Here is an 11,821-nt window from a genome sequence, read left to right on the forward strand (position 1 = left end):
GTATACCCGGGGGAGCACCCATGGAATCGTTGTACCGAAAGTATCGCCCGCTCACCTTTGACTCCGTGGTGGGCCAGCAGCATATCGTCTCGACGCTCGAGCACGCCATCACCGAGGGGCGCCTGTCCCACGCCTACCTGTTCTGCGGACCGCGCGGCACGGGCAAGACCACCATGGCGCGCATTCTGGCCAAGGCGCTGCTGTGCCGCAATGCCGAGGCGGCGCGCGCCGAGGGTGCAAGCGGCTGCATGCCCGACGGTACTTGCGAGGAGTGCGAGCTCATTGCCGAGGGTAACCACCCCGATGTCTACGAGCTCGATGCCGCCTCCCGCACGGGCGTGGACAATGTGCGCGAGGAAATCATCAACTCCGTCAACTTTGCCCCGGTGCGCGGCAAGTACAAGATCTATATCATCGACGAGGTCCACATGCTCACGACGGCGGCGTTCAACGCGCTGCTCAAGACGCTCGAGGAGCCGCCGGCACACGTGATCTTTGTGCTGTGCACCACCGACCCGCAAAAGATTCTGGAGACCATCCTCTCGCGCTGCCAGCGTTTCGATTTCCATCGCATCGGCAACGAGGATATCGAGCGTCGCCTGGCATACGTGTGCGAGCAGGAGGGCTTCGATTACGACGATGAGGCGCTGGCTATCGTGGCGCGCCATGCCAAGGGCGGTATGCGCGACGCGCTGTCCACGCTGGAGCAGCTGAGCGTCTTTGGCAACGGTTCTGTGCATGCGGACGACGCCCGCTCGCTTTTAGGCGAGGTTTCGGACCAGATTCTGGGCGAGTTTTCCCGCGCCATTGCCGATCGCGATGTTGCCGAGCTCTATGGACTGATCCGTGCGCAGGTCGAGGAAGGAAACGACCTGCTGGAGCTGACGCGCGACCTGGTGGCGCATGTGCGTGACGTGTACGTTGCCTGCGTTGCCGGTGCCCGTGCCGAGCTGTTTGAGGGCGGCTCCGAGCAGGCCGAGGCGCTTGCTGCCGAGGCCGCTGCCTTTGGCGAGCATCCTGCCGACCGCCTGGCCCGTGTGCTGACGGTGCTCGACGATGCCGCACTGGAGATGAGGGGCGCGAGCGACGTGCGCCTGGTGCTCGAGATCGCCTGCACGCGCCTGGCACGTCCCGAGGCCGATTTAACGATTGAGGCATTGGCCGAGCGCGTGGCCCGCTTGGAGGCCATGGTTGCCAACGGCGCCGTGCCGGCGAGCGTGGCTGCTGCTCAGGCCGCCGCGCCTGCAGCATCCGTACCCGCTGCTGCCCAACAGCCGACGCTAATTTCGGGCGCTCGTGCTGCCGCTCCGGCGGCATCCGCTGCCCCCGCTGCTACGTCCGCGCGCCAGGGCGGTATGCCTTGGGACCGTGGTGCTGCTGTTCCGGCTGCCCAGCCTGCGTCCCGTTCTGCGTCCGTGTCAGCTTCCAAGCCTGCAGCGCCTGCACCTCAGCCTGCGCCGACTCCGACGCCTCAGCCCGTTGCGGCTCCCGCGCCTGCCACCGCTCCGGCACCTAAGCCCCAGTCCAACAATGCCGCCCAGGTTGCCGCCGCCGGTACTGCCGAGACGCCCGCGGTCGAGGATGCCGGAGAGCTGCAGCGCAAATGGGCCGAGGTTGTCGAGCGTGTCAAGGCGCGTCAGGCTTCCTACGCGGGGCTTTTGCTCAATGCCCGCGCCACGGCTGACGACGGCTCCAGGCTCACGGTCTCGTTCCCCGCGGGCTCGACCTTTGCCATCAAGATGCTTGGACGCGCCGACACGCAGTCGGTGGTCCTGCCGACAGTCAGTGCGGTCTTCGGTCGTCGTACCGTCGACTATGTCCTGGATGGGGGTGGCACGCCGGCTCCTCAACATGAGGAGCATTCTCCATCTGCACGGGCTGCGGTATCTGCGGACCCGCAACCCGTGTCCTCGGCGGCCCCTGCATCCTCGAGCGCCAGCGCGACGCAGCCAAAAGCAGCACCGATAGCGGCGCCGACCCCGTCGGCGCCTAAGCCCGTCATGGCCAAACCGGCTGCTCCGACACCCGCGCCCAAGCCTGCCTCGCCCGCGCCCAAGTCGTCTGACCTGGGCAAAGCCCCCTGGCTGCGCTCCGACAACCCCGCCGGCGCTCCTGCCACGGGCAAGCTCCCGACCGAGCCCGCGCCCCGAGCGCCCGAGCGCGCGTCCGCTCCCAAGGCTCAGCCCGCCGCGCCGTCTGCGCCATGGGAATCCGAGCAGGTTCCCTACGACGATGCCATGGTTGGCGGTTTTGTTGCCGATGCTGGTGGGGACGATCTGCCTCCGTTCGACGTGCCGGGTGCGGCGTCCGCGCCCAAGTCCGCTGCAACTGCCCCCAAAGAGGAGGACGCTCCTGCAGCTCCCTGGGAGTCCAACTCCGGTGCGGGCGGCCCCTTCGGCCATCAGGGTGCAGCCCCGAGCATCCCGCAGACCGAGGACGAGGCCAAAGCCCTCATCCGCAGCGTCTTCGGCCAGTCCACCATCTTCAAGCCGGTGGAGTAGCTGCGCAGGCGGGTATACTGCTCAAGAAGAGAACCCCTTGCCCGGGCGCATCTGTATTTCGGACATGTGCAACGTGGTGCCGCGTATATCGCATTCGAGCAGACAGGCGCGTGACGGTCGGCCTAGGATGCTGAGGTCGATACGATACGTCGCATGGCTGTCCGTGTACTCGACTTGCTCGGCGTTGACGGTTGCTCCGATTGTAAATAAAGAGCCCAGTTCGGCATCGACAATCTTGGAGTCCTTTATCTTGACCTTGAACTCTTGGTAGAGGGACGGGCTGTTGTAGTAAATGGTTCGGGTTCCGTCGGTGCATTCATCGGTCGTCTCCCATTTGACGACGGGCTGGTCCGAGCTGGCTATCAGCAGTTCTGCTCCAAAAGCTATGGCATGGGTGATGATAACCAGTAATACCCAGACGACAAAGAGATAGAGAACCACATATGCAACGGGGTGTTTTGAGCGGATGTTTTGGAGTACGGCTGGGACATTCACGAGGGCACCTCCAAATCGTCATCTATGACAATCAAATTATACCCAGCCGCCATGCGTGCCGCCTCGAGCAGCGGCTCGGCATTTTGCCATGTAGCCTTGTAGCCCTACGCATAAACTGCCTGGTTCCAGCTCTGCTAGATGTAGCTTGAGATAATTATGCAACCTTGCATAATTCGACCTTGCATAATCTTGGGCGTGCGTCACGCTCAAGGACATGTATATCGACTGAGGTAGCGTGTCCGCCCCGCTTGCTTGCCCCGCGCCGTGGTACGATTTTTGAGTTTGAAAGTCCCGTCGCGCTCCGGCTGCCCTTGCAGCTTGTCGCGCGGCCGCACGTAAAGGAGCCATCATGGCCGGTATGAACATGCAGCAAATGATGAAGCAGGCTCGCAAGATGCAGGAGCAGCTTGCCGCCGCGCAGGAAAACCTTAAGTCCCAGACCGTCGACGCCTCTGCCGGCGGCGGCATGGTCAAGGTGACCGTTAACGGCGAGATGGAGCTCGTCAACCTCACCATCGACCCCGATGCCCTCGATCCCGAGGACGTCGATATGCTGCAGGACATGATCATGGCTGCCGTCAACGAGGCCGTCCGCGGTGTCAACGAGCTCGCCAACAAGCAGATGGGCGCCATCACCGGCGGCCTCAACATCCCGGGCATGCCGTTCTAAGACACGCATATATATGAGTGCCAACCATAGTCTGCAAAAATTGCTCGATGAGCTGGGCCGTCTGCCGGGCATTGGTCCCAAGTCGGCCCAGCGCATCGCCTATTACCTGCTCGAGGCCGATGCCGAGGAGGCGCGCCGCCTGGCCGAGGCTATCCTGGAGGTTAAGCAGGAGGTTCACTTTTGCAGCCGCTGCTTTAACTACGCCACGGCCGACGAGTGCTCCATCTGCCAGGATTCGATGCGCGATACCACTCGCATTTGCGTGGTGGGCGAGCCGCGCGATGTCCAGGCGATTGAGCGCACGGGCAGCTACCACGGTCTCTACCACGTATTGGGCGGCGTGATCAGTCCCATGGACAAGATTGGTCCCGAGCAGTTGCACATTCGTGAGCTGCTGGCACGCTTGGGCCACGAGGACATCCACGAGGTCATCATCGCCACCAACCCCAATATCGAGGGCGAGACCACGGCGAGCTACCTGGCCCGCACTATCAAGCCGCTGGGCGTTGAGGTATCGCGTCTGGCGAGCGGCCTTCCCGTGGGCGGCGACCTGGAGTATGCCGACGAGCTTACGCTTGGGCGCGCCATCGAGGCCCGTCGCACGATTTAGGTGGCGAGCCTGCTCCTGCCGTATGTCTTCATCGCGACGCACGGGGTAGCCATAATTTCCCCGTGCGACTGTAAGTTTGTTGTGCAACAAAGATGCTTTGTATCCGCTTATCGCATGGATGCTTCCACTCGCATCCTTAATTTGCCCATTCGTTGCGCAACCTTTTGGGTTCGCTGATACACTCAAATATGGATTCGAATGAATGCGCCGCTCCCGAGCGGCGTGTTTTTGTTGGAGGAGAACGCATGCGGCCCGGTGGCACTCAGACAAAGCGCGGCGCCGCGGTGCGCATGCGACGCCGACTGGGCTTGGCGCCGCGGGCGTACGCACTGCTGTCTTGCTCGCTGGTGCTGGTCATAGCTGGCGTTTCTGCCTATGGCATGACCGTGCCGTCCATGATGCAGGCACATGCCGCACGCGAACCGCGCGTGGGGCATGAGGTCAAAAGTGACCTGGGGACCACGACTGGATATGCTTGGGCAAGTGTGGTCGCGCATATTGTGTTTGGCACCGGCGACGCGGACGGCGCCGAGGCCCCGGACAACGAAGTCACGCTTGCCAATGGCAAAACCATCGTGCTCACCAACACCAAGATCATCGATCGGTTGTCCAACAATAGCGTGGCGGCAACGGTGAATAAGGTCGAGCAGCAGAAGGAGCAGGACGCCCAGCAGTCCGGAAAGCCCGGTAGCTCGGATACTTCTGGCTCCGGCTCGGATTCGTCGAGTTCGGGCGGTGGCTCTGGGTCGGGTTCCTCTGCCGGAGGGTCTGGAAACGGCGGCTCGACGGGCGGCAACACTGACAACGATGCAAACTCCGGTGGCCTTTCCGCTGCTGAGGAAGAGAGCATTCACAGCTGGCTTGTGACCAAGTACAACATGCTCGACGGCTATGTTTCTCGTGCCAATGACGTGGTCTCGACCTATAACTCTACGGGAGATCCCAGGCCGTGCGACAGCCTGGTCGGGGAGATGTTTGTCATTCGAGCCGAGTTCGGTCGTCAGACATTCTCGCCCCGGTCAAAGTGGTATCAGCAGTATGCCAATCTGTGGGGCTGTTACACCAACCTATGTCAATGGGTCGGCCATTACGGCGATGATGACGTCGCGCTCGGTAACTTCAACAATAACGTGGCGGCGCTTGCCCTATGATGACCGATCTTGCATCCACCACACCACAATCGCTCGGTCGCGATCCCATGGTCGGCCTGCGCCTGGCGCGTGTCGACGGGTTTGAGCCGGCCATTGCGCTCGGTCAGGGCGAACTGCCTGCCTATCTGCGTCGTTTTACGATGCTGTTTGCCGACGATGCCACCATGCGCCGTGGCGGTATCGGCCGCGTGACGCGTGCCGTCAACGCCCAAGGCGAGGCCGTGGCACTCAAACAGCTCATCTTGCCGACGCGCGATGAGTTTGACGACGATGCCGCTCACGAGGCGCTGGTCGCCAAGTTCAAGGCGGCGTTTCGCGAGGAATACGAATGCCATCGCGCCCTTTCGGGCCTTAAGGGCTTTCCCCGCCTCTATGGCTGGGGCGAGGTCGACGGTGTGCCTGCAATTGTCATGGAATGGGTCGAGGGCGAGACGCTTGCCCGCTTGCGTTCGCGACTTGCCGTGGACGATGCCGGACGCCTGTCGCCGCTTGTGGCGGCGCGTCTGGGTCGCGACCTGTTCGATCTGCTCTGCCGTATGAGCCTGGTGGGCGAGGGCTTTGTCCATCGCGATATCTCGCCCGCTAATATTATGGTGCGTACGGCGCGTCTACCGCTTGACCGGCAGCTTGCCGAGGGCACCTTTGACCTGTGCCTGATCGACTTTGGCTCGTCGCTGGCGCTTGAGCCTGCGTCGGCCGTGGCCGGTACCGGCGGCAAGGCGTCGTTTACGGAGCGTTATGCCACGCTGCGTCGCGCGACGGTTGCCTATGCCCCGCCCGAGATGCTCACCGACGATATTCCCGACCTGCGCGCTTTGCGTATGTCGCCGGCGATTGACGTCTATGCCGCGGCAAGCACGGTTTACGAGCTCATTGCCGGCATCGCGCCATACGAAGCCGCGCCGAGCACTTCGGGCACCTCGGGTTCGCGCAAAAAGACGCGCGACATCGCGAGCCCCTACCGTCTCAAGATGGACACGCGGCCCGACTATCCCATTGGTGCCCATGCGCCCGGTTGCGATTTGACGCAGCTGCTTCATCGCGAGCCCGATGTGGCGCTCGCCGCGGCCGAGCAGGCCCAGCAGCTGGGGCTTGAGCCGGATTCCGAGGAGCTACGCGATGCGCTGGCGTTTGTCGATGCCCAGCTGTTCAACGTGGTGATGGCCTGTCTGTCCAGCCATCAAAAAGATCGTCCCGAGCCGGCGGCGGTCGAGGCGGCGCTCTCGGCGTTTTGTGACCACTATGCGCAAAATGTCGGTCGTTCGCTCCGCGGCGAGCCGCTCACGCCGTGCCCCATGGATGCGTCCGGCCGCGCGGTTCGTCGCGCGCTGATGGTCGGCGCGGCGGTCGTCTGTGGCGTGGTTTGGGCTGCGGTCGTGGTTTCGGCCGCGCTGCTGGCGTCGGGCGCTCGCGTGACGGCGACTTTGGGATCGCTCGTGTGGCCTGGGTCGCTACCGGGTGTTATTGCCGCACTGGCGCTGGCGCTGCCAGGCATGGCCGGCGTTGTCGCGGGGGCACTTGCGCGCGATCGACGCTCGGGGTTCCTGCAGGGTGTGCTTGCGCTTTCTGCCTGCGAGGTTCCGGTACTGGCTGTGGCTGCATGTAGCGTATTTTCCCAACGCGCCGTGATGGGCGGCCTTGTTGCCGCTTTGGTTGCAACCTATACGCTTACGTGGTTTTTGCTTGCGATGGGCTTTGCCTTTGAACTTCCCGTTTCGGCACCGCGACGCACAAAAGCCCAGATGGCGACTCCGCTTGCCGGTGGAGCCGCAGCTGCCCGTACTTTTGGCGGACCTGTCGAAGTATCGTCCGATTCTATTTCTACGACCAAGGAGGCCTAGGTCATGGCATCTCAAGTTGAGCTCACCCCATGCGGGGCCATGTTTGACATCTTTAAGCGCGCGGCGCATCTGAGCCATATCGAGCTGTGCGGCTTGGTGCTTTCGTCCCGTCCGCTCGCCGACGGCCGCAGCCCGCAGAGCCGAGCCGCCGATCGCTCTTGGGTTTCCCGCTTTATCGTTCGCGCGCCGGTCGGCACGCTTCAGCAGCGCTACTTTGCCGAATACGGTACCTCGGCTGCGCGTATTATGTCGCAACTGGCCCTGCGCCAGCGCAATCCCATGGACTCCACGGCTGTGATCAATATGGTGTGCGGTCCTGCAGGTGAACCGATGGTACGCGCGCTCGAAGAGTGCCATCAGGACACGAATCTCTATCGCAACGCGCTCGATCGCCTGTCCCAGGCGGCGGAACTCATGCCCGCCGAGCGCGCCGAGGCCGTGCTGGTGCTGTTTGTCGCCGTCGGTTGTTCGGCGGATGTGCGGTCCTCGGTGAACTATGCCATCGACTACGCGCACGCGACCTGTGGCGGAGGCACCTCCACGCCGCGTTCGCTTGGCATGTCGATGACCGCGGGCGAACGCGAACCCGCTCCGGCGCACCCCTTGGGCTTGCTGCGCGTACAAAACAGTTTTGTCGTGAGCGCCCCGCGCTGGATTCAGCCGAGTGAGCAGGGTGTTGAGATTGGTGCGCTGGCCACTGGTGAGGGCGATATTACCGACGTCGGCGACGATGTCTCGGCCCGCCATGCCCATATCTGGTGCGATGCTCAAAATATCTGGCACGTCGAGGACTTGTCGTCCACCAACGGAACCGTGGTGGTAAACGGGGCCACGCGCGTCTGCATTCAGGTCGAGCCCGGCCGTTCCGCCCAACTCAATCCCGGCGACGAGCTCAAGCTCGGCGAATCCACTACCTACGCCATCCTCTTCGGTGCCCTCTAGCCGGCAGATAGGGACGTTTCTTTTCTGCCGGCACTTGGGGACACTCCTCGGCGCGCCAGAGCCAGTCGCCCGGGGATGGAGGGGCCATTTTGGCCCTTGGCGGTCAGTCGGGGCGAAACTAGAAGATCTTTCCGATTCGCGGCTGTTCATGCTTGTAGAGCATCTAAAACAATAGGATGTTATTCTGGAATATGCCGGGTGCGTGAACTTGCCTGTCTTAGCCTTAATAAGGTATAGGGGAGTTTGGCTCAGGGGTTCCGTCTTGTTCTTCAGCGCAGTATTGTGGGACAGATTTGCTGAGATTGGCGCCTTACACCGCAGAGCGCACGGAAGGCTCTCGATTTGTGTTCTGGCCCCAGAATACAGGGCCTGATACTTACCAACTGTGGCATGGATGTAACATCTGTAGAAATCAACCCTTTTGTTGTCGACCTTTGTAAGAAAAACACTGCCATCAACTCTTTGGATGACGAAACTAGGGTGCTTGAGGGGAGCCTTTACTCCCCTCTGAGAGATGACTCATGTTTTTCGCTTGTCGTTGTGAATCCTCCGTTACTGCCGATTCCGGATGAGATTCCTTATCCCTTCGTTTGAGATGGAGGACAATCGGGTCTGGATAAAACACTTCGTATTCTTAAGGGTGGCGATACGCATTTAGAGAAAAACGGTAAATACTGCTAATAGGGGTGACGACGATGGTGCAGGGGCGACCCGCGATGCTCTCATCAATACGTCGGATACTTGGGAAATCAGGTCTAGATGCATGTATGATGATGCTGTGTGGCTATTCAATTAATCCGCGTTCCGAATGGGTGCAGGGTATAGCTGCGACATCGTATGCTTTTGACCCGGCGCGATACTCAGATATTTCTGAGGCGGTTGACGAAGTTTATACGCACTATGCCGCGCAAGGCGTTTCGGAAGTTTGCACATCTACGTTACGGGCTTAGGTTTCTTCAAGCGAGCAGGCCGGTTGCGTTATTTCGAGCGATTTTTCTAGTCTAGACGACAAAAGGCAAAGGATTTGATGGGTATAAAACGCGGACGTTTGTGGGCGGATGCTCAAATCTATTGTGGCAATCGGGCGGTTGAAAAAGATATTTCAACCGCCCGATTGCCAGGTTCGTCGGAGGAGATGTCCGATTCCGACTCTCTTGTAGGAAGAGCTTGAGATCGTATTGGCCCAAGGCAATCTTAAAGCAGTCTCATTGGCAAATCTTCGCTCCTGTTGTGTTGAGGTGTAAGGTATCAGTGATTGATGTTTTGTGGCGGGTAGATTGGGGCCTTCCTTGATTCGATGCGTTCTCTCGAGGTTCATCAGAGCAAAAGGGGCTTTCGTCTTCATTGCTATCACGGTGATTGGAACCGCTCTCTCCTATGCCATGCCATACGTGAACGGGAAATTCTTAGATTTTCTTCTCGGTAACCGCAGCGAAAGAGACGCCGTACTCTTCGCGCTCCTGGTTGCGTCAATAGGAGTTTTCTCCACCCTCTTTACTTATTTTGCAGGAACACTTTCCATTCGCATAACCACGAGACTTTCCTTTGATCTTCTCAGGGAGGCCGTCTTGCGTTTTGAAAGAGACGATTACTTGGTGAGTCGGACCATCGATCCAGCCTATACAACGCAACGGATTATTTCCGACTCCAGCGTGGTCTCATCCTTCGTTTTGGCGAATTTTATCAGTGCGCCGCTGTCCATTGTAGCCATTCCCATCGTATTGCTTATCATATGGTCAATTGATTCAACTCTCGCGGTGTTTTCCATCATTCTCCTCATCGTGTATTTCTGTGTAATTACTGGGTTGAGGAAACTTTTGTATAGGGTCACGTATGAGAAGAAAGAGGCGGACAGCGCCTTTTACGCCGCAATTGCATCGCAGCTTAATCAGATTCTCAACATTCAACTGACATCTTCGTACGGCAAGAGCGAACAAGCGCTCGACGCTGGCTTTAAGAGCTATTTTCCCAAAGTTTTGCGCTCCGGAAAGCTATCATATTCTCTGACATCGCTCGATGGTCTTTTCGCAGCGTTGTTTCAAGCGGTGATACTTGTTGTTTCCGGAGTACGAATCATTAACGGAACTATGTCAATAGGCGAGTACACTATCATCGGTACATACTTCGCGGTTCTCTTTAAGACTTTGAAAAGTATGATGTCATTGTTCAAATCCTATCAAGATGCCAAAGCATCATGGGATAGGACGGCTATCGCGACGAGAGAAAAGGAGAGATCGGGGTGGAATCGGACCGATTTAGCTAAACTCGATGAAATAAATGACATTTCGGTATCTGATTTGGAATTCTCGGTTGCCCTTCCAGACGGATCTGTCCGAGAGGTCCTCGGCGGGTTTTCTTTCAAGTTTTCCGGTCCTGGTACATATTGCATAGTTGGGGAAAACGGAAGAGGCAAGACGTCACTTCTTTACTTGATGCTCGGGCTATACTCATCGAAAGGCAAAGTAAAATACAACGGCGTGCCAATCGAAGAATGCGACTTGGATTACATACGTGCGAGAGAGATATCGTGCTGCCCACAGTCGTGCTTCGCGCCGGACGAAACGGTGAAAGAGCTGTTAGAGTATTTCGACACGCCCTTTTCTTCCTATCACCGGGGTGTAGATGGCCTACTTTCGCTGGAAAACAGCGTGAAGGAGTTGCTCGGGAAACGTTGCTCCGCGCTTTCGGGCGGTGAGCTGCGCCGAGTGTACTTATGGTCGGCGATTTCACGCAAGTCGTCAGTTTTGGTACTCGACGAGCCCACGACTGGGTTAGACGCTGTAAGCCGCGCCGAGCTTGCGGCCTATGTTAAGCGCAACAAGCAAAGCCAGCTGATCATCGTTGTCTCTCACGATGACGAGATGGTCGGCGCGGTAGAAGGGGTAGTGGATTTAGGCAGCATGTACCAGGGTAAATGATGACAAGTGTAGTGCTACCCAACTGGCAGAGATAACAAAAAGGCGATGCAGATGCACGTAGCATTCAGGCGGTTCGGACTCGGTGCCTTCACGCCATCGCAACGCTTTCAGATATAGTTCTCGTTCTCTTACTAAAGGAAACTTTAGTCTACGTCATCTTGTCGAGACAGAGGTGAAGCGAAGTGTTGTCGCGACGTATCTTATTCCAGGTGGCTCAGTATCAGCGTGAGAATCGCACCAAAGTGTACTTACGATTCTCGTGTCCCACGGACAACATGAGCTGAGCATTGAGGTTCCACCCTTTGCTGCAACTACACGGGGTTGGACGGCAATGAATATGCCGGGCCGCATACCACGCGCAGCGGGGGTCCATGTCCCAGTATGTTGCCTACAGCAGCCTCGATGTCCACGCACACATCATCTCTGCCTTCGCGTTCAATCCATTTGCCGGAGAGTGCGAGGGTTGCCAGGCCGTAGAATTCGAGCCGAACAAATGAAATGCGGTATCAGCGCATAGGATTAAACTGACGATTGCTTTGCACTGAGAATACGCTTGGAAAGCCGCTATGGGTGGCGGCCCGGGTTAAATAGAGAAGCCCGTCCGATCACTTTCATGTGAACTGCCTCCCATTTCTTGGACATGAGAAATGGGAGGCTTTCTTTATGCGCGTTGATTTGAGAGTGAAGCATGAT

8 protein-coding genes and 1 pseudogene are annotated in these 11,821 nt (G+C 58.9%); 8 read left to right on the top strand and 1 reads right to left on the bottom strand.

The features are described from left to right. The first annotated feature begins 20 nt into the window (after positions 1-20). Positions 21-2,501 (top strand): DNA polymerase III subunit gamma/tau, encoded by a 2,481-nt coding sequence (gene dnaX / locus ACRX4W_RS06080; RefSeq protein ID WP_158551940.1) that lies wholly within the window; start codon positions 21-23, stop codon positions 2,499-2,501. Between the two features lie 21 nt (positions 2,502-2,522). On the opposite strand, the gene ACRX4W_RS06085 is transcribed toward dnaX, so the two are convergent. After that, positions 2,523-2,996, bottom strand: a complete 474-nt coding sequence (locus tag ACRX4W_RS06085) for a hypothetical protein (protein ID WP_117648547.1) — start codon at positions 2,994-2,996, stop codon at positions 2,523-2,525. A gap of 349 nt (positions 2,997-3,345) precedes the next feature. Between ACRX4W_RS06085 and ACRX4W_RS06090 the strand changes: the two genes are divergently transcribed. The 7 genes and pseudogenes from ACRX4W_RS06090 to ACRX4W_RS06120 all read left to right on the top strand — a co-directional run bounded on the left by ACRX4W_RS06090 (position 3,346) and on the right by ACRX4W_RS06120 (position 11,128). Next, a complete protein-coding gene (locus ACRX4W_RS06090; protein WP_006235174.1) occupies positions 3,346-3,666 on the top strand; it encodes a YbaB/EbfC family nucleoid-associated protein in 321 nt (106 codons plus the stop codon). A gap of 13 nt (positions 3,667-3,679) precedes the next feature. Then, on the top strand, positions 3,680-4,276 hold the full coding sequence (gene recR, locus ACRX4W_RS06095; RefSeq protein ID WP_089573257.1) for a recombination mediator RecR: 597 nt from the start codon (positions 3,680-3,682) through the stop codon (positions 4,274-4,276). A 245-nt stretch (positions 4,277-4,521) separates the two neighbouring features. Next, positions 4,522-5,427 carry a hypothetical protein gene (locus ACRX4W_RS06100; RefSeq protein WP_117564927.1) on the top strand — a complete coding sequence of 302 codons (906 nt, stop codon included), beginning with the start codon at positions 4,522-4,524 and terminating at the stop codon, positions 5,425-5,427. After that, the gene (locus ACRX4W_RS06105) at positions 5,424-7,268 is read left to right on the top strand and encodes a serine/threonine protein kinase (protein ID WP_117773744.1); all 1,845 of its coding nucleotides are present in this window, start codon (positions 5,424-5,426) and stop codon (positions 7,266-7,268) included. Before ACRX4W_RS06100 ends, ACRX4W_RS06105 begins: the two co-directional genes overlap by 4 nt. Before the next feature lie 3 nt (positions 7,269-7,271). Then, positions 7,272-8,210: an FHA domain-containing protein gene (locus tag ACRX4W_RS06110; RefSeq protein ID WP_022094220.1), complete on the top strand. Its 939-nt coding sequence runs from the start codon at positions 7,272-7,274 to the stop codon at positions 8,208-8,210. A 324-nt stretch (positions 8,211-8,534) separates the two neighbouring features. Next, positions 8,535-8,804, top strand: a pseudogene (locus tag ACRX4W_RS06115) (methyltransferase); the annotation flags it as partial. A 695-nt stretch (positions 8,805-9,499) separates the two neighbouring features. Beyond that, entirely contained in the window at positions 9,500-11,128 is a 1,629-nt protein-coding gene (locus ACRX4W_RS06120) for an ATP-binding cassette domain-containing protein (RefSeq protein ID WP_117564924.1), read from the top strand. The last annotated feature ends 693 nt before the right edge of the window (positions 11,129-11,821 follow it).

This window comes from Collinsella aerofaciens, from assembly GCF_964283865.1.
GTDB lineage: Bacteria > Actinomycetota > Coriobacteriia > Coriobacteriales > Coriobacteriaceae > Collinsella.